Source organism: Actinomycetota bacterium (assembly GCA_016700055.1).
GTDB lineage: Bacteria > Actinomycetota > Acidimicrobiia > Acidimicrobiales > Ilumatobacteraceae > Kalu-18.
The window spans coordinates 12289-29220 of sequence record CP064997.1; the positions used below are offsets into that span (position 1 = coordinate 12289).

Sequence of the window (16932 nt, forward strand, 5' to 3'; positions counted from 1 at the left end):
ATGACCGAGGGCACACGCCGCATCGAGTACGCAGGCTCGGTCCACGACGAAAGGGAGATCGACGCCGTCGTCGAGGTGCTCCGCAACGGTCCGACCGCGTTGCGCATCGGCAAGAACGTGAAGGCGATGGAGACCCGCGTCGCCGAGCTGTTCGGCAAGCGCCGAGGCATCATGTGCAACTCCGGGTCGTCGGCGCTCTACCTGGCGATCGAGGTGCTGGGCATGGAGCCTGGCGACGAGATCGTCACGTCGGCGGTGACGTTCTCCACCGACATCGCGCCCATGGTCCGCGGCGGGTTCGTCCCCGCGTTCGTCGACGTCACACCGGACACGTACCAGATCGACGTCGACGGCATCGAGGAGATGATCGGGCCGCGCACGAAGGCGATCCTCGCCCCCAACCTGATCGGCAACGCCCCCGACTGGGACCGCATCCGCGAGGTGGCCGATCGCCACGGGCTGAAAGTGGTCGAGGACTCGTGCGACGCGCTCGGGCTGACCCTGCGCGGCACGCCGACCGGCATCCGCGCCGACATCAGCCTCACGTCGTTCGCGCTCTCGCACATCATCACCGCTGCCGGTACGGGAGGCATGCTCTGCCTCGACGACGACACCATGGCCGATCGAGCACTGGTGCTGCGGCGGTGGGGGAGGCGCTCGGAGGTGAAGCTGTTCGGATCGCAGAAGGGCGCCGGCTCACGCTTCTTCTCCACGATCGACGGAGACCTCGAGTACGACGACCTGTTCATCTTCGACGAGGTGGGGTGGAACTTCGAACCGTCCGAGCTCTCGGCCGCGTTCGGGCTGGTGCAGCTCGACAAGCTGGGCGAGAACCTGGCTCGGCGGCAGCGGAACTTCGAGCTCACCTCCGCCCAGTTCGCCCGCTGGCCACATCTCTTCACGCTGCCCCTGCTCACCGAGGGGGTCGAGACGGGCTGGCACATGTTCCCCGTCATTCTGAACCCCGGCGCAGGTGTGCGCCGCTCCGAGCTGCAGTCGTGGATGGAATCTCGCGGCGTCGACACCCGCATGGTGTGGACCGGCAACGCCACCCGGCAGCCGGCCTTCCGCGACAAGCCCTTCCGTCAACCCGCTCGCGGACTTCCGAACGCCGACCGGGTGATGGAGCACGGCCTGATCCTGCCCAACAACCACTCGCTCACCGACGACGACTGCTTCTACATCGGCGATTGTGTCGAAGCCTTCCTGCAGCAACACGGCCTGATCTGAGCCGACGAGGGATACGACGATGTCAACGACGACGACGAACGCTCAGGACCGCCGCTTCGCCGGGCGCAACGCGATCGTCACCGGTGCCAGCCGTGGGATCGGCGCCGCACTTGCCGAGCGCCTGGCCGCCGAGGGGGCGAACGTGCTCCTCGTCGCGAGGACGCTCGACCAGCACGACCGCCTTCCGGGGAGCCTGCGCGAGACCGCCGCTCGCTGCGCGGCGCACGGGGTGTTGGTCGAGCCGTTCGTCGCCGACCTGGCGAGTGCCGAGAGCCGAGCAGGCATCGTTCCCGCTGCGCTCGAGCTGTTCGACGGCAGGGTCGACATCTGTGTCAACAACGCCGCGGCGGCGATGTACGCGTCTGTGATCGACTACCCCGCGAAGCGCCTGCGGCTCACCTTCGAGGTCAACGTCTACGCGCCGATCGAGCTGTCCCAACAGGTGGTTCCCGGAATGCGCCAGCGCGGCGAGGGATGGATCGTCAACGTCTCGAGCGCCACCGCCCGGCATCTCGACGGGCCGCCGTACGGCCGAGCGGGGCAGGAGATGGGCGTGTACGGCGCGTCGAAGGCTGCGCTCAACAGAATCACCAACGCCTTTGCCGCGGAGCTGCACGGACAGGGGATCCGGGTGAATACGATCGAGCCCCGCGCCGCCGTGATGAGCGAGGGCGCTGCTGCGTTGGTGGGGGACAGGGTCACTGCCGAACAGATCGAGCCGATGGAGGCGATGGTCGAGGCGACGCTCGCGCTGTGCGACTGCGAGCCCGATCGCACGGGCGCGACGTTCGTCAGCCTCGACGTGATCGAAGAGCTCGGCCTGACCGTGCGCGGCCTGGACGGTAGACCGCTCGCCTGAGCTGCGATGCTTGGCCCGTGCGGCTCACCATCGAGACCCCGGCTCTCTTGTTCGCCCCGATCGCCTTCTTGGTGCTCGCCTACACGAACCGCTACTCGGCACTCACCCGGCTGGCTCGCGAGCTCCTGCGCGAATACGCGACGGACCAGGAAGAACACGTTTTCGAGCAGATCCTGCTCGTGCGCCGACGGGTCAACGTCATCCGCTCCATGCTGACCCTCGCCGCGCTGGCGATGTCGTTCTCGGTGTTCACGATCCTCGCGCTCTACGAGGACTGGGACGGCGTGGCCAAGGTGCTGTTCACCGTGGCCCTCGCCATGCTCACGCTGTCCTACGTGTTGGCCATCGTCGAGATCCGCCAATCGACGCGGGCGCTCGACGTGCAGATGCTGAACACGCTCGAAGCCCTGCCCCCGGGACCGCTGGAGAAGCTCCAAAACGACCTGCGCGCCTCGTGGCTCGGCAGGAAGTCGGCCGGCCGGTAGTCGACGGCGGCAGGCCTAGACGCAGGCGGGATCAGGCGAAGCCGTGGGCCGGGTCGAACTCTTCGATCATCCGCCAGGCGTCCTGGCCGAGGTGCTGGGCGAGGTCGTGAAGGGCGCGAGCGGTGGCCATCTCCTCGCCGATCTGGGGGATCTTCGGGTCGGCCGGATTGCGCCGCGAACGACCGACCCCGGTGAGCGAGCGGTCTCCGGCATCGAGGTGGGCGACGACCTCGCAGTGGTCTTCGTCTTCGCGAATCTCGAGTCGCACGCTCCAGTGATGAACTCGATAGTCAGCCATGTCGACCATGATGGCCCGTCAAGGAGAACGTGAGGCAGGGGATTAGGTCCCCCTGGAAGCCTGAGGAGGTTGGCGATGGAGGAAACCCCCGCCGGGTGGCGCCCCGATCCGTTCGGCAGGTACCAGATGCGGTACTGGGACGGCACGGATTGGACCGAGCACGTCGCCACCGGAGGTGTGCAGCAGAAGGACCCGATGGGCGCGACGCTGGCGATCCCCTTCGCCATCCCGCCCACGGCGACGGCACCGACTGATTCGGCCCACCAGTTCGCCGCGGCACCGCCCACGGCGACCTCGGGCGGGCCGGCGCACCCCATCGCGTTCCTCGACCGGATGGGCCCGGACGCACGCCGCCGACCAGAGCCCGAGGCGGGGCTCGCCCTGGCCGGCATCGGCGGTCTCCTGCTGGCCGCGGGGGTGTCGATCCTCGTCATCGGTGAATCCGATCCGACCAGGGCCAAGGTCGCCCTCGTCGGGGCCGCGGTGTTCGCGGTCGCGCTGGTGGTGCGCCTCGCCCTGCCCGCCCACCGCTACCTGCGTGCGGCCGCAGTCGGCGCCGGCGCGGTGGGGCTGGCGGAGCTGGTCGGTGCGGCGGTGTGGGACAGCACGGACAGCGGATGGGCCTCGCTGCTGCTCGGCGTGGCGTTCTTCGCCGCCTGGGCACTGCCCGGCTTTCTCGGCCGCCCGCTGTTCCTCGGCATCGCCGTACTCGCCGTGGTGGTGTCGATCGGGCAAGCGACCTCTGACGACTCGCTGGCGTGGAACGACGAGGTCGGCTTCACCGAGGGATACGTCGGCTCTCAGGGTGCGGTGTTCCTCGCGTTGGCGATCGTGTTGCTCGGGCTGGTCTTCCTGCTCGACCGGCGCGGCTACCACGGGGTGGCGACCGCCCTCGTGGTGCCAGCGCTCGTCTCCACCGGGATCGGGGTCGGCGAGACCCTGAGCCGCGTCAGTTCGGCGACCGGCACCGCGATCCTGGTGGTCGTCGTCGGGCTCGTCGTCTGCCTCGTCGGCGCGTATGGCAAACGACGGGCAACCTCGTGGCTCGGTGCCGGAGTTGCCGCGGTCGGCCTGGTGAGCCTGCTGGTCTCGATCGTCGATCCCGAGTCGGCCACCAGCATTGCAGTCGTCCTGCTCATCGCCGGAGCGTTGCTCGTCGCCGCTCCGCTCGTCGTCCACCTGGTACGGCGCAGCCGTCAGGCGAGCCCGGCGGCGACCAACCCGTAGGCCACGATCGCCCGCAGCTCGTCCGAGCGGGGCCGCTCGCCACTGACCAACAGCGCGGCGGTCCAGCCGTCCGCGCGTACCAGGGTGATCGCGCGCACCTGCTCGATCGTGCCGGTGTGGCCCCAGCTGCCGTCCGACCACAGCCGCAGCCCGAGCCCGTACGTCCAGTCCGACCCCGGGGCGATCGCCGGTACCGGCGTGCGCATCGCGGCCACGGTCGCGCGGTCGAGAGGATGGGGCAAGGCGGTGGTGGGGTCGATGGCGCTCATCAGCAGCGCCAGGTCGTAGGCGGTCGAGGTCCACGCGCCGGCCGCGCCGAGCGCCTCCATGAAGCTGCGCCCCGGGCGGGCGGGGTGCACCGCCCCGCCGTCGGGCGTCTCGTATGTCCCGACGAGGTCGACGCTTTGGATGCCGAGCGGCGCCAACCGCTCGCGCACGATCTCTTCGTAGGGCGCTCCGACGATCCGTTCGATGAGCAGACCGAGCAGGCAGAAGTTCGTGTTGCTGTACTGGAAGTGGCTGCCCGGGTCACGTTCCAGCCAGCTTCCGAGCGCCGCCCGCCCCGCGTCGGGGCAGGCGATGGTGGAGCTGTCGGCGAAGTAGAAGTTCTCGGCCTGGGGGAATCCCGACGTGTGGGACAGCATCTGGCGCACGGTGACGTCCGCGATCCGAGGGTCGGCGGGCTCCACCCCGAGGTGCGCGCTCAGGTACGGGGCGACGGGCTCGTCGAGCCCGAGCCGTCCTTCCTCGACGAGCTGCAGCACGACGACCGAGGTGAGCACCTTCGAGATGCTCGCGATGCGGAACCGGCTGAAGACCGTCGCCTGCTCGCCGTCGGAGGGATCGGCGGTGCCGGCGGCCATCGCGTGCACCACCACGCCGTCGCGCGCGAGCGCCACCGACACCGCCCGCGCTCCCGCGCCGACGGTCGCCTCGCGGACCACCTCGTCGAAGGCCGCATATGGATCCCCGACCCCAGTTGCCGAGGTCGACGAGGTCGACGGGGTCGACGAACTCGACGGCGTCGACGTGGCGGGGGCCGGTGTCGATGTGCTGGGAGCCGATGTCGTCGAGGTCGCGACTGCGGTCGTCGACGCCGCAGTCGTGCTGGTCGCGCGAGCACCGGTCGTGGTGGTCGGGGGACGGGTCGTGGTGGTGGAGGTCGCCGCCGATGCGGGGGCGGTCGAGGTGGGGGTCGCCGCAGCGGTGGAGGGCACGAGGGATGCGGTGGAGCCGACAGCGCCACTGCCGCAGGCCGTCATCAACAGCGCAGCCCCGAACACGACGAACCTGCGCATGAGGATGATCGTAAGTGAGCCGGAGCCTCTCGGCCCGGCGCGACGGCGTGTCAAGCGTCGCTCAAGGAGCCTTCCCGAGCTGTCGATGACCTTCCGTGCAGACCTCTATGAAGTCAGCTGAGGTGGCCGTCGGGATCGTCGGGCAGCGTCATGAGCTCGGTCTGCGCGGCCAACCCCCGACCGAGGGGGTTCCACTGCAGCACCAACCCCACCAATACGAATGTCAGTGCGATCACCAGCAAGAGCACGGTGAGCCCGGAGCCCGTAGCCGGCAATGCGCCGACCGCCGCTCCGCCGCCACCCGAGGCAACTCCTGCCGCCACGACCACCGGTGCCGCTGGGCTTGCTGCCACTGCGCTCATCATTCCGCCTTTCCTGCATTCCGCCTGACAGCAGGGTACCGATCACCCCACGTGACCCAAAACGCTGACAGTGGTTGGAAGGCCACCGAGCGAGCGAGCGTGAAGAAATGCACGTAACGCGGTCAGACCACCACCTGGCGCAGCTGCAACCATTCGTCCCGATCCTCGACGACCGCGACGACTTCATGTTGCGATTGTTCACCGTCGTATGGGTGCTATCGCTCGGGTTCTTCTGGTCGTGGTGGCTCCAGCCGATCCACTGGGTGTCGTGGTCGGGGATGCTGTTCAACAGCGCATTGTTGGCCTGGGCAACGGGCCTGGCCGGCTACTTGTTCTTCTTCTCGCTGCGGGCGACTCGACCCAACCCCGCGGCTGGGCTACCTCGAACGGCCCGCGTCGCGATGGTCGTGACGAAGGCACCCGCGGAGCCCTGGGAAGTGGTCGAGATCACGCTGCGGGCAATGCTCGGCCAACGCACCGACCGCCCGTACGACGTGTGGCTCGCGGACGAGGACCCGACCACGCATGCGGTCGAGTGGTGCCGCGCGAACGGCGTCCGGATCTCGACGAGACGCGGCGTCGCCGACTACCACCAACCGCGCTGGCCGCGACGTACCAAGACCAAAGAAGGCAACCTCGCTTATTTCTATGACCACTACGGTTATGAGAACTATGACTTCGTTGCGCAGTTCGACGCCGACCACGTGCCGGCCCCTGGCTATCTTGAGGAGATCTTGCGCCCGTTTGCCTACCGGCGGGTTGGTTACGTGGCCGCTCCGAGCATCTGCGATGCCAACTCCGCGGCCGGCTGGACGGTGACCGCTCGCCTCTACAAGGAGGCGACCCTCCACGGCGTGGTGCAGGCGGGCTGCAACGGCGGCTTTGCCCCGGTGTGCATCGGATCCCACTACGCCGTGCGCACGTCGGCGCTGAAGTGGATCGGCGGCATCGGCCCCGAGCTGGCCGAGGACTACTCGACGTCGCTGCTCATGAACAGCGGCGGCTGGCAGGGGGCGTTCGCGATCGATGCCGAAGCCCATGGCGACGGGCCGGAGAGCTTCGGCGAGCTCATCACCCAGGAGCTGCAGTGGGCGCGCAGCCTGGCCACCGTCGGCGTGCGGTTCACACGCGGCCGTTGGCGCACGATCCCGACTGCAGCCCGCTTCAGACTGTGGTTCTCGCTGATCTTCTACCCGATCTTCGGCCTGCAGATGCTGGCCGGGTTCGTCTTTCCGATCGTGGCCCTCGCGCTCGAGCGGCCGTGGGTGCAGGTGAACCTGGCCGAGTTCTGGATCCACGTGCTGCCCGCCAGCCTCGTCGCCCAGTTCGCCGTCGCCTGGATGCGCCGGCGGGAACTGCTCCGGCCGGTCGACGCGCACCTGCTCGGATGGCAGGTGATGGTCTTCACCGTCGCGCGGTGGCCATGGGTGCTCTGGGGCTCGATGCAGGGGGCGTGGGCCGGCCTGCGGAGAAGGGACGTGCCGTTCAGGGTGACTCCGAAGGGCGACGCCGCGGCGAAGGCCCTGCCGCTCAGGTACGTGATGCCGATGCTCGTCATCGCGACGTCTTCGGCACTCTCGCTGGCTCTCCTGTCCGGCGGGGCTGCGGCGGGCTACCGGCTGCTGTGCGGTGTCTCGGCAGTGGCAAACCTCGCCACGGCGGTGGTCGTCGTCGGCCTGCACCAGCGCGACAACGTGCGGAGGCGCAGGCTCGCCGGGACGCCATACCCCGGCCTGCGCCAGGCCCTTCCCCTCGGGTTCTCGTCGGTGATCGCAACGGCAGCCGCCGGCGCGGTGACGCTCGCGTCGATCGCCGTCTCGTTCACCAGCCTCAACCTGGCAGGCATCTTCCGCCTCGGTTGAGCGTCACGCCGGTCTACGGTGGGCCCGTGTGCGGGCGCTACGTGTCGTCGTCTTCTGCGGAACGCATCGCCGAGCACTTCGGGGCGACGATCGGCGCCGAGTTGGCCGACGGCGGGCTGCCCGCCAGCTACAACGTCGCACCCACCAACGACGTGTTCGGCCTGGTCGAGGGGCCCGACGGCACACCGGTGCTCCGCGTGTTCCACTGGGGGCTCGTCCCCGTTTGGGCCAAGGACGAAAAGATCGGCTCCAAGATGATCAACGCCAGGGCCGAGACGCTCGCCACGAAGTCGGTCTTCAAACCGTTGCTCGCCAAACGCCGGTGCATCGTGCCGATGGACGGCTTCTACGAGTGGAAGCCGGGCCAACCCGGCGGGCCTCTGACGAAAGCGGGTAAGCCGGTCAAGCAACCGGTCTACATCCACTCGATCTCAGGCGAACCGCTGGCGGTGGCCGGGCTTTGGACGGCGTGGCGCGACAAGCAAGCTCCCGCCGGCGAGAACCAGCCCTGGCTCCACTCGTGCACGATCATCACCACCGACGCGAACGCCACGATGGCACCCGTGCACGACCGGATGCCGGCGATCCTGCCCGCGTCACGGTGGCAGGAGTGGCTGGACGCCGACGAGCACGATCTCTCGACGCTCCAGTCGATGCTCACCCCGGCCGCCGACGACTTGCTGACCCTCCACCTGGTGGGCCTCGCGGTCAACAACGTCCGCTCATCCGGGCCCGAGCTGATCCTGCCCACCTAGTGTGCGATCCGTGCCGGAGGAGACCCGCCAGCCGTCGGGCAAGGACTTCTGGACGGTGCCGAACGTCATCACCCTCGTCCGCCTGGCATGCCTGCCGGTGTTCCTGTGGCTGCTGTTCGGCCGCGACAACCGCGTGGCCGCCGCCCTTCTACTCGGTGGGCTCGGCGCCACCGACTGGGTCGACGGGTACATCGCCAGACGCTGGAACCAGGTCAGCGAGATCGGCAAGATCCTCGATCCCACCGCCGATCGACTGCTGTTCGTCGTCGCGCTGGCGGCGATCATCGTCGACGGCTCGGCGCCGGCTTGGTTCGCGTGGGCGGTGCTGCTGCGCGAGGCGATCTTCGGAGCCACGGTGGCCGTCTTGAAGCTGTTCTTCGGCATGACCCGCTTCGACGTGACCTCGTGGGGCAAGGCGGCGACGTTCCTCCTCATGTTCGCGGTGCCCGGCTTCATGCTCGCGAGCTCCGATCTCTCCACGGCGCCGCTGTTCAGGGCTGCCTCCTACGCACTCGGCGTGCCGGGCCTGGTGCTCAGCTACTACACGGCGATCGCCTACGTCCCGACGATCCGTGAGCACCTCCGCCGGCCGACGCCCGCCGCGTCCGAGCCATGAGCCCGGCGTCCGGCTAGGCCGGTAGATCGGCGAGGGCCGCGCGTATCGCGCCGGCGGCGGCCTCGAGCTCGTCGGGGCTGACCGAGCGGGCGGCGTTCGCGAAGGAGAGCTGGCCCATCTCGTTCGTCGGGATGACGTGAACGTGGGTGTGGGGCACCTCGTACCCGGCGATGATCAGCCCGACCCGCTCACATCCGAACGCCCGCTGCTGGGCGATGCCGATCCGGTGCGCGACTGCGAACAGGTGAGCCATCAGCTCGGGCGGCACGTCGACCCAATGGTCGTGCTCCTCGATCGGCACCACCAGCGCATGGCCGTACGCCATCGGGTTGATGCTGAGAAACGAGACGCAGCTCTCGTCGCGCCAGACGAAGACACCGGGGATCTCGCCGTCGATGATCCGCGTGAAGATGGTGGGCATCGTCCCGATCGTAGGACTCGCCTGCGCCGCACGCTTGCGGCCTCGGAAGGAAGGGGCCGCGCGACGGCGTGCTCGGTAGTGTGCGACCGTGCGCGAGCGCGCTACAGGACGTCTCCGCGAGACGAGAGAGGAGCGGCGCGCATGAAGGCCGTCATCATGGCCGGCGGCGAGGGGACGAGGCTGCGCCCGCTCACCTCGAACGCCCCGAAGCCGATGCTGCCGATCGCCAATCGCCCGATGATGGAGCACGTCGTCGACCTGCTGCGCCAGCACGGTTTCGACGAGATCGTCGTCACGGTGGCGTTCCTGGCGAGCAACATCAAGACCTACTTCGGCGACGGGTCCGAGTTCGGCGTCTCCATGAAGTACGCCCACGAAGCGATCCCGCTCGGCACCGCCGGCAGCGTGGCGAACGCGCGCGAGCTGCTCGACGAGCGCTTCCTCGTGATCTCCGGGGACGTGGTCACCGACATCGATCTCACCGCCATCTTGGCCCTCCACGAGGAGAAGGGCGCGATGGCCACGATCGGCCTGACGCCCGTCGACAACCCGCTCGAGTTCGGCATCGTCATCACTCGCGAGGACGGCACGATCGAGCGCTTCCTGGAAAAGCCCACTTGGGGCCAGGTGTTCAGCGACACGATCAACACCGGCATCTACGTGCTCGAGCCCGAGGTGTTCCGGTACATCCCCGAGGGCCGTTCCGTCGACTTCTCCGGCGAGGTGTTCCCGCAGCTGCTCGCCGACGGCCAGCCCCTCTACGGCGCCGTGGCCGAGGGCTACTGGGAAGACGTCGGCACGCTCGACGCCTATCTGCGCTCCCACAAGGACGTGCTCGATCAGCGGGTGCGCTTGCGCATCCCCGGGTTCGAGATCTCCGACGGTGTCTGGGTGGGGGAGGGCACCGAGATCTCCCCGGAGGCCACCGTCGTCGGCCCGGCGGTGATCGGACCCGGATGCCGGGTGGAAGCCGGCTGCAGCATCGGGGAGTACACCGTCCTCGGCTCCAACGTGCGCCTGACGCGCGAGGTGCAGATCGAGCGCAGCGTCATCCACGACCACGTCTACCTCGGCGACTCGACCCGCCTGCGGGGCGCGGTCGTGGGGCGCAACAGCTCGGTTCGCTCCGGTTCGCGCATCGAAGAGGGGGCGGTGCTCGGCGACGAGGTGTTCGTCGGCTCCGACGCACTGATCGCCGGCGACGTGAAGGTGTACCCGTTCAAGACGATCGAAGACGGCGCCGTCGTCAACACCTCGATCGTGTGGGAGAGCCGCGGCGCGCGCAGCCTGTTCGGCCGCGACGGCGTCAACGGCCTCGCGAACGTCGACGTCACCCCGGAGCTCGCGACGAAGGTGGCGATGGCGTTCGGCACCTCGCTCGGCAAGGGCAGCACCGTCGTCACCTCGCGCGACTCCAGCCGTTCGGCACGGATGCTGAAGCGGGCGATGATGGCCGGGCTGAACGGCACCGGTGTCGACGTCCTCGACCTGGAGATGGCGTCGATTCCCGTGACGCGCTTCCTGGTGCGCTCACCGCGGGCGTACTCGGGGCTCACGGTGCGCCTCCACCCAGACGATGCCGAGCGCGTGATCATCCGCTTCTTCGACTCGAACGGGTCCGACATCAGCGAGGACGCCCAGCGCAAGATCGAGCGGCTGTTCCAGCGGGAGGACTTCCGCCGCGCCCTGCCCGAGGACATCGGCGACATCAACTTCCCGGCGAGAGCGCTCGAGGAGTACACGTTCAGCCTGGAGAACACCGTCGAGAAGGCGGCGATCATGGAGCACCGCTTCAAGCTCGTCGTCGACTACTCGTTCGGTACGACGAGCGTGCTGATGCCGACGCTGCTCGGCAAGCTCAACGCCGACGTGCTCGCCGTCAACCCGTTCGCGTCCACTGCGGGCCGTCTGCAGCGAGATCCCGTCGTGGCCGTCGAGCGCGTCGCCGGTCTGGTGAGGGCGTCGGGGGCACACCTCGGCGTGGTCCTCGACCCCGACGGCGAGCGGCTCACCGTGGTCGACGACCTCGGCCGCATCCTCACCCACACTGAGGCCCTGCTCGCGTTCGTGAGCATGGTGTGCGACCACCTGCTCGGTGACTCCATCGCGCTGCCGGTCAACATCACCATGCGCGCCGCCGAGCTCGCGAACGCGAAAGGGGTCAACATCCGCCAGACGAAGCTCTCGACCCCGGCGCTCATGGCCGCGGCCACCGACCCCGCGGTCGGCTTTGCCTCCGACGGCGCGGGCGGGTACATCTTGCCTGGGTTCCTGCCGGCCTTCGACGCCGCGGCAGCCCTGCTGAAGCTGCTCGATCTGCTCGGGCGCAGCGCGGTGAGGCTGTCCGAGGTGGTCGACAACCTGCCCAAGGTGCACCAGGCCCACGAGACGATCGTCACCCCGTGGGAGCAGAAGGGACTCGTGATGCGCTCCCTCGTCGAGATGGCCGGGCGCAACGTCGAGCTCGTCGACGGCGTGAAGATGTCGTACCCCGAGGGCTGGGTGCTCGCGCTGCCGGACCCCGAGGAGCCGGTGACCCACGTGTGGTCCGAGGCAGGTAGCGACGCCGAGGCCCGCCGCCTCGGCCAGGAGTACGCGAGGCGCATCCGCCAGCTCGTGCGCTGACGCGGGCGCGCCCGGGGCCGCCGTTTAGACCGTGGCCCCGTCCCCGCTAAGTTTGCGCTCCATGAACGTGCCCGAGGATCTGCGCTACTCCACGGACCACGAGTGGGCTCGGCGCGACGGCGACGTAGTGCGCATCGGGATCACCGACTACGCCCAAGACGCCCTCGGTGACGTCGTGTACGTCCAGCTACCCACCGTCGGGCTCGCCGTCGAGGCCGGCGAACGGATCTGCGAGGTGGAGTCGACCAAGTCGGTCTCCGACATCTGTGCTCCCGTCGCCGGCGTGGTCGCGGCCGTCAACGAAGCCCTCGAAGGCGACACCGCTCTGCTCAACAACGACCCGTACGGAGACGGCTGGATCTGCGAGATCAGGACCGACGGGTCCGCCGGCTCCGGCTTCGACGCCTTGCTCGACGCTGCCGCGTACACCCAGCTCACCGAAGGCTGAGAGCACTAGTGACCTCTGTGTTCTGCAACCAGTGCGGCCACCGCAACCCGCCTGAGTCCGCCTTTTGCTCCGCGTGCGGCACAGCCCTGCAGCCACTCGACGAACACACCATCTCCTTGCCCAAGGTCGACCCGCACCAAGACGCCATCGGCACCGAAGACAACCCCACCGTCAGCCTCGGCGATCTGCCGGCCAACGTCGGGGTGCTCATCGTCCGCTCCGGTTCGCAGGCCGGTCAGCGGTTCTTGTTGAAGAACGACCTGACCCGCCTCGGACGCCACCCCGACAGCGAGATCAGCCTCGACGACATCACCGTCTCCCGCCGACACGCCGAGATCGAGCACACCGGCGACCACTACGTCGTACGCGACGCCGGCTCGCTGAACGGAACGTACGTGAACCAAGAGCGTGTCGAGGAGACCATCTTGAGCCATGGCGACGAGGTGCAGGTCGGCAAGTTCCGCCTGATCTACTTCGAGGCACCTCAGTCTCTGTGAACGAGCGGCACTACCTCTCGATCGGTGAGGTCCTCGGGCTGTTGCTCGAGGAGTTCCCCGACATCACCATCTCGAAGATCCGTTTCCTCGAGAGCCAGGGGCTGATCGAGCCAGAGCGTGCGGCGTCGGGCTACCGCAGGTTCTACGACGTCGACATCGATCGGCTGAGGTTCATCCTGCGCGAGCAGAAGGACCACTACCTGCCGCTGAAGGTGATCAAGGATCGCCTCGGCTCCGACCCCACACCTGACAACGGCCTGCCGCGGGGGATCCGCAACGTGACCGTCGACGCGCCAGAGACCGCTCCAGAGGTGGAGGCGCGCCAGGCAGAGGCGCCTGCTGAGGCCGTGGCCGCGGCGGGGGCGAACAGCGAGCCGACGCCGACCAGAACCGGCGCTCGGGCCACTGCGGCCAAGGCGCCCGCCACCGCGCATCCGAGCGCGGCTCGCCCCACCACCGCGGCGACGACCGAGGACAAGGCGCCAGCGCCGGCTCCGGTGGGCGACAAGTTGCCGATCGCCCCGGCGACCACCACCGGCCACGCTCCAGAGCCGAAGCAGGCGCCTACCGCGCGTCCGCCTGCGGCGAAGTCCTCCCCGCCAGAGCCCGCTCCGGCAGGGAGCCAGCTCTCCCGATCGGAACTGATCACGGCCGCGGGCATCGACGGCGCCCTGCTCGACAACCTCGAAGCATTCGGCCTCGTCACGTCGCGCTCGCTCGGCCAGCAGCCCGTGTACGACCAGCATGCGCTCGTCGTGGCCGAGATCGCCGGCAAGTTCGCCGCGCTCGGCATCGACGCGAGGCACCTGCGCACCTTCAAGACCTCGGCCGAACGAGAAGCAGATCTCTACGAACAGCGGATCCTGCCGCTGCTGCGTCAGCGCAACCCCCAGGCCCGTGACGACTCGATGCGCCTGCTCGACGACCTCGCCGACCTCGGATCACGCATCCACGCGGCCTTCGTCGATCACACCCTCTCACCACACCGCGGCCCGCGCTGAGACGCCGGCCCGCGGCGTCAGCGTCGCGGCGGGTACCATCGCCCCCATGGTCCCGATGGATCTGCTCGGCGTGCAGGTGGAGGTTCCCGCCAACACTCCTGTGCTCATGCTGCGCGAGCGGGAGGGCCGGCACCGGGTGCTGCCGATCTACATCGGCGGCCCGGAGGCAACCTCCATCCACCAGGCGATCGAGGGCATCGTCGCCCCCCGCCCGCTGACCCACGATCTGTTCGTCAACGTCCTCGACGTACTCGGCGTGCAGCTCACGCAGGTGGTCATCACCGAGATGCGTGAACACACCTTCTTCGCCGAACTGCACCTGAACGGCCCCGCCGGGGCGCTCACGGTTTCGTCGCGTCCATCCGACGCCGTGGCTCTCGCGGTGCGCGTCGGGTGCGAGGTGTTCTGCGACGAAGCGGTGCTCGACGAGGCGGCGCACGAACCGGAGCCCGCCTCCGACGACGAGATCATCGACGAGTTCCGCGACTTCATCGACAACATCACCCCCGACGACTTCGCCGGCGGGTGAGCGCCCTCACTTGACGTTCGGGCGGGCACGCCATAGCGTTCGCACACCGGCGTAACTACGTCGATGTGATCCGTCGCGAACAAGCGTTGCGACGACGACTTGGGGCGGAGGGCCCGATGCCAGATCCCACCGGCTACAGCGGTACGCAGGCAGCCGAGATCGTCGGCATCACCTACCGCCAGCTCGACTACTGGGCTCGCACCGACCTCGTTCGGCCGTCGCTGTCCGACGCGAAGGGCAGTGGCAGCCGGCGACGGTACTCGTACCGTGACCTGCTCGAGCTGAGGGTGATCAAGAGCCTGCTCGACGCCGGCATCAAGCTCGAGAACGTGCGTGATGTGTTCACCTACCTTCGCTCCCACGTCGACTCCGACATCGCGTCGGCGCACATCGTGATCCAGGGCTCCAGCGTGCTGCTGTGCGACGGTGAGCAGCTCGTCGACGTCGTGCGTCGCGGGCAGGGGGTACTCAACTTGTTGTCACTCGCCGGCGTGAAGGACGAAGTCGACCACCAGATCGTGGCCCTGCGGCCCAACGCCGCCGCGGGCGGCCGTGCGGTCAATGGCTGAGTCGGCGCCGCTCGAGCAGTCCCCGCTGTACGCGGAGCACCAGCGTCTCGGCGCCAAGCTCGTCCCGTTCGGCGGGTGGGAGATGCCGCTGTCCTACCCCGACGGCACGATCACCGAGCACCTGCGCTGTCGCCGCGAGGCCGTCGTGTTCGACGTCTCCCACCTCGGGACGGTCCAGGTGGTGGGTAGCGACGCGCTCGAACGACTGCAGTGGGCGCTCACCAACGACCTGACCAAGATCTCACCCGGAAGGGCGCAGTACACGCACCTGCTCGACGAGAGCGATGCCTCGGTGCTCGACGACATCATCGTGTGGTGGGTCGAAGATCAGACCTTCGACGTGATGCCGAACGCCTCCAACACCGACCGCGTGATCGCGGCCATCGGCGGGCAGGAGACCACGCACACGAGGGCGGTGCTGGCCGTGCAGGGTCCGACGGCTAGGTCCCTGGTCGCGAAGGTGTTCCCGGCCGCGGCCGAGGTCGGCAGGTTCCGGGTGCGCCAGGAGATGTGGGGTGACGTGCCCTGCACCGTCGCCGGAACGGGCTACACGGGTGAGGACGGCATCGAGATCGCCGCCCCGGCCGCCCACGCTCCCGAGCTGTGGCGAGCGCTGCTACATGCTGGAGTGCATCCGGCCGGTCTCGGCGCCCGCGACACGCTGCGCCTCGAGGCGGGGCTGCCGCTGCACGGCCACGAGCTCGGTCCGGGCATCACACCGCTGCAGGCGGGGCTCGGTTGGGTCGTCGCGTGGCGCAAGGACGAGTTCCGCGGTCGCCATGCGCTCGAGGTGGAACGCGCCGCCGGCATCCCCCGGCTGCTGCGGGGGATCGTCACCGAGGGCCGTCGGCCGCCGCGCGGGGGAAGCTCGATCCTGATCGATGGGGCGATGGTGGGCCAGGTCACGAGCGGCAACTACTCGCCGGTGCTCGAGCACGGCATCGCGCTGGCGTTCTTGCCGCCCGACGTCGCCGACGGCGCCGAGGTGGCCGTCGACGTCCGGGGCACCACGATGCGCGGGCGCGTCGTACCGACGCCCTTCGTCGAAAAGAGCGCCTAGCTGCGACGACCCGCCGGCAACTTCCCCGCGGGCCGCCTCGCCGGCGTCTTCTTGGCAGCCGTCTTCTTGGCAGCCGTCTTCTTGGCCGCGGTCTTCTTCGCAGCAGTACGCTTCGCCGGCGCCTTCTTGGCAGCAGCACGCTTCGCCGGTGCCTTCTTGGCCGGCGCCTTCTTGGCCGCGGTCTTCTTCGCGGCGGGTGCCCTCTTGGCCGCGGTCTTCTTCGCGACGGGCTTCTCGGGCGCGGCCAGTTCTGTCGCGCGTGCGGGGGCGGACTGGCGCGCAGTGCTCGGGCGCAAGCCACTCAGGGGTCGGAAGCCGAAGATGCCACCTGCTGATTCGGCGATCTGCATGAACGGCTGCATCCGTGAGGAGAACTCGCGCAGCACGGCCACGAAGTCGTTCAAGTCGGTGGGCAGCCGGCTGAGCCCTGGCGACGCCAGCGTGTCGGCGAGATGGGCGAGCCCGGGGGCCACCTTCTCGACCGGGCCGGAGAGCTGCTCGATCATCGCGTCGGCTGCACGGACCGTGCGCGTCACCTGGGGCATGAACGCCCTGACCGGCTCCTCGACGTCGTCGAGCAAGCGGTTCACCCGCTGCGCGACCGCGTTCAGCTCGCGCATCGTGGCGTTGAAGGTCTCCACCGACTCGAACAGGTCGTTCACCCCGCGCCGGAACTGCTCGATCGACTTGGAGATCGAAGCGAGTGGGTTGGTGCCGCCCATCAGGTTGAACAGTTCACCGAGACCGGGCGCGGTGGTGTCGCTCATGGGTGCAACGGTATCCCTCCAGC

Annotated in this window: 19 protein-coding genes; 14 read left to right on the plus strand and 5 right to left on the minus strand. The window is 68.8% G+C overall.

Going from position 1 to position 16932, the window contains the following annotated elements; genetic code table 11:
• The 3 genes from IPM43_00070 to IPM43_00080 are packed head-to-tail and all read left to right on the plus strand — an operon-like array spanning position 1 to position 2574.
• Entirely contained in the window at positions 1–1230 is a 1230-nt protein-coding gene (locus IPM43_00070) for a DegT/DnrJ/EryC1/StrS family aminotransferase (GenBank protein QQS26269.1), read from the plus strand.
• Positions 1231–1249: 19 nt separating this feature from the next.
• On the plus strand, positions 1250–2089 hold the full coding sequence (locus IPM43_00075) for an SDR family NAD(P)-dependent oxidoreductase (GenBank protein QQS24835.1): 840 nt from the start codon (positions 1250–1252) through the stop codon (positions 2087–2089).
• Positions 2090–2106: 17 nt separating this feature from the next.
• On the plus strand, positions 2107–2574 hold the full coding sequence (locus tag IPM43_00080; GenBank protein QQS24836.1) for a DUF2721 domain-containing protein: 468 nt from the start codon (positions 2107–2109) through the stop codon (positions 2572–2574).
• 31 nt (positions 2575–2605) lie between these two features.
• On the opposite strand, the gene IPM43_00085 is transcribed toward IPM43_00080, so the two are convergent.
• Positions 2606–2872 (minus strand): DUF1876 domain-containing protein, encoded by a 267-nt coding sequence (locus IPM43_00085; protein QQS24837.1) that lies wholly within the window; start codon positions 2870–2872, stop codon positions 2606–2608.
• Positions 2873–2947: 75 nt separating this feature from the next.
• On the opposite strand from IPM43_00085, the gene IPM43_00090 reads away from it, so the two are divergent.
• Entirely contained in the window at positions 2948–4099 is a 1152-nt protein-coding gene (locus IPM43_00090) for a DUF2510 domain-containing protein (GenBank protein QQS24838.1), read from the plus strand.
• On the opposite strand, the gene IPM43_00095 is transcribed toward IPM43_00090, so the two are convergent.
• Positions 4069–5397 (minus strand): beta-lactamase family protein, encoded by a 1329-nt coding sequence (locus IPM43_00095; protein ID QQS24839.1) that lies wholly within the window; start codon positions 5395–5397, stop codon positions 4069–4071. The genes IPM43_00090 and IPM43_00095 overlap by 31 nt on opposite strands.
• 113 nt (positions 5398–5510) lie before the next feature.
• Positions 5511–5750 carry a hypothetical protein gene (locus IPM43_00100; GenBank protein QQS24840.1) on the minus strand — a complete coding sequence of 80 codons (240 nt, stop codon included), beginning with the start codon at positions 5748–5750 and terminating at the stop codon, positions 5511–5513.
• 116 nt (positions 5751–5866) lie between these two features.
• On the opposite strand from IPM43_00100, the gene IPM43_00105 reads away from it, so the two are divergent.
• Genes IPM43_00105 through IPM43_00115 form a run of 3 tightly spaced genes read left to right on the plus strand, consistent with a single transcriptional unit; the run spans position 5867 to position 8992 of the window.
• Positions 5867–7621, plus strand: coding sequence for a glycosyltransferase (locus IPM43_00105; protein ID QQS24841.1), 1755 nt, complete (start codon positions 5867–5869; stop codon positions 7619–7621).
• Positions 7622–7647: 26 nt separating this feature from the next.
• Positions 7648–8376 (plus strand): SOS response-associated peptidase, encoded by a 729-nt coding sequence (locus IPM43_00110; protein ID QQS24842.1) that lies wholly within the window; start codon positions 7648–7650, stop codon positions 8374–8376.
• A gap of 10 nt (positions 8377–8386) precedes the next feature.
• Positions 8387–8992, plus strand: a complete 606-nt coding sequence (locus IPM43_00115; GenBank protein QQS24843.1) for a CDP-alcohol phosphatidyltransferase family protein — start codon at positions 8387–8389, stop codon at positions 8990–8992.
• A gap of 13 nt (positions 8993–9005) precedes the next feature.
• On the opposite strand, the gene IPM43_00120 is transcribed toward IPM43_00115, so the two are convergent.
• Positions 9006–9413, minus strand: coding sequence for an HIT family protein (locus IPM43_00120; protein QQS24844.1), 408 nt, complete (start codon positions 9411–9413; stop codon positions 9006–9008).
• A gap of 141 nt (positions 9414–9554) precedes the next feature.
• Here IPM43_00120 and IPM43_00125 point away from each other — a divergent pair, with 141 nt between their 5' ends.
• The 7 genes from IPM43_00125 (at position 9555) to gcvT (ending at position 16142) form a co-directional block, all read left to right on the plus strand.
• A complete protein-coding gene (locus IPM43_00125; GenBank protein ID QQS24845.1) occupies positions 9555–12038 on the plus strand; it encodes an NTP transferase domain-containing protein in 2484 nt (827 codons plus the stop codon).
• A gap of 61 nt (positions 12039–12099) precedes the next feature.
• Complete coding sequence (gcvH, locus tag IPM43_00130; GenBank protein QQS24846.1) at positions 12100–12486, plus strand: glycine cleavage system protein GcvH; 387 nt, start codon at positions 12100–12102, stop codon at positions 12484–12486.
• Between the two features lie 8 nt (positions 12487–12494).
• The gene (locus tag IPM43_00135; GenBank protein QQS24847.1) at positions 12495–12983 is read left to right on the plus strand and encodes an FHA domain-containing protein; all 489 of its coding nucleotides are present in this window, start codon (positions 12495–12497) and stop codon (positions 12981–12983) included.
• Positions 12980–13984, plus strand: a complete 1005-nt coding sequence (locus IPM43_00140; protein ID QQS24848.1) for a MerR family transcriptional regulator — start codon at positions 12980–12982, stop codon at positions 13982–13984. The genes IPM43_00135 and IPM43_00140 overlap by 4 nt, the downstream gene beginning before the upstream one ends.
• Positions 13985–14030: 46 nt before the next feature.
• Positions 14031–14513 (plus strand): bifunctional nuclease family protein, encoded by a 483-nt coding sequence (locus tag IPM43_00145; GenBank protein ID QQS24849.1) that lies wholly within the window; start codon positions 14031–14033, stop codon positions 14511–14513.
• A gap of 116 nt (positions 14514–14629) precedes the next feature.
• Positions 14630–15082 carry a MerR family transcriptional regulator gene (locus IPM43_00150; GenBank protein QQS24850.1) on the plus strand — a complete coding sequence of 151 codons (453 nt, stop codon included), beginning with the start codon at positions 14630–14632 and terminating at the stop codon, positions 15080–15082.
• Positions 15075–16142 carry a glycine cleavage system aminomethyltransferase GcvT gene (gcvT, locus tag IPM43_00155; GenBank protein ID QQS24851.1) on the plus strand — a complete coding sequence of 356 codons (1068 nt, stop codon included), beginning with the start codon at positions 15075–15077 and terminating at the stop codon, positions 16140–16142. The genes IPM43_00150 and gcvT overlap by 8 nt, the downstream gene beginning before the upstream one ends.
• Here the strand turns inward: gcvT and IPM43_00160 are convergent.
• Complete coding sequence (locus tag IPM43_00160; protein QQS24852.1) at positions 16139–16909, minus strand: histone H1-like repetitive region-containing protein; 771 nt, start codon at positions 16907–16909, stop codon at positions 16139–16141. The genes gcvT and IPM43_00160 overlap by 4 nt on opposite strands.
• Between the last annotated feature and the right edge of the window lie 23 nt (positions 16910–16932).

What these genes read in the sequence shown, in the direction of transcription:
- IPM43_00070 (QQS26269.1), top strand. Translation starts at nt 1, where the DNA reads ATGACCGAGGGCACACGCCGCATCGAGTACGCAGGCTCGGTCCACGAC.
- IPM43_00075 (QQS24835.1), top strand. Translation starts at nt 1,250, where the DNA reads ATGTCAACGACGACGACGAACGCTCAGGACCGCCGCTTCGCCGGGCGC.
- IPM43_00085 (QQS24837.1), bottom strand. Translation starts at nt 2,872, where the DNA reads ATGGCTGACTATCGAGTTCATCACTGGAGCGTGCGACTCGAGATTCGC.
- IPM43_00090 (QQS24838.1), top strand. Translation starts at nt 2,948, where the DNA reads ATGGAGGAAACCCCCGCCGGGTGGCGCCCCGATCCGTTCGGCAGGTAC.
- IPM43_00095 (QQS24839.1), bottom strand. Translation starts at nt 5,397, where the DNA reads ATGCGCAGGTTCGTCGTGTTCGGGGCTGCGCTGTTGATGACGGCCTGC.
- IPM43_00105 (QQS24841.1), top strand. Translation starts at nt 5,867, where the DNA reads ATGCACGTAACGCGGTCAGACCACCACCTGGCGCAGCTGCAACCATTC.
- IPM43_00120 (QQS24844.1), bottom strand. Translation starts at nt 9,413, where the DNA reads ATGCCCACCATCTTCACGCGGATCATCGACGGCGAGATCCCCGGTGTC.
- IPM43_00125 (QQS24845.1), top strand. Translation starts at nt 9,555, where the DNA reads ATGAAGGCCGTCATCATGGCCGGCGGCGAGGGGACGAGGCTGCGCCCG.
- gcvH (QQS24846.1), top strand. Translation starts at nt 12,100, where the DNA reads ATGAACGTGCCCGAGGATCTGCGCTACTCCACGGACCACGAGTGGGCT.
- IPM43_00145 (QQS24849.1), top strand. Translation starts at nt 14,031, where the DNA reads ATGGTCCCGATGGATCTGCTCGGCGTGCAGGTGGAGGTTCCCGCCAAC.
- IPM43_00150 (QQS24850.1), top strand. Translation starts at nt 14,630, where the DNA reads ATGCCAGATCCCACCGGCTACAGCGGTACGCAGGCAGCCGAGATCGTC.
- gcvT (QQS24851.1), top strand. Translation starts at nt 15,075, where the DNA reads ATGGCTGAGTCGGCGCCGCTCGAGCAGTCCCCGCTGTACGCGGAGCAC.
- IPM43_00160 (QQS24852.1), bottom strand. Translation starts at nt 16,909, where the DNA reads ATGAGCGACACCACCGCGCCCGGTCTCGGTGAACTGTTCAACCTGATG.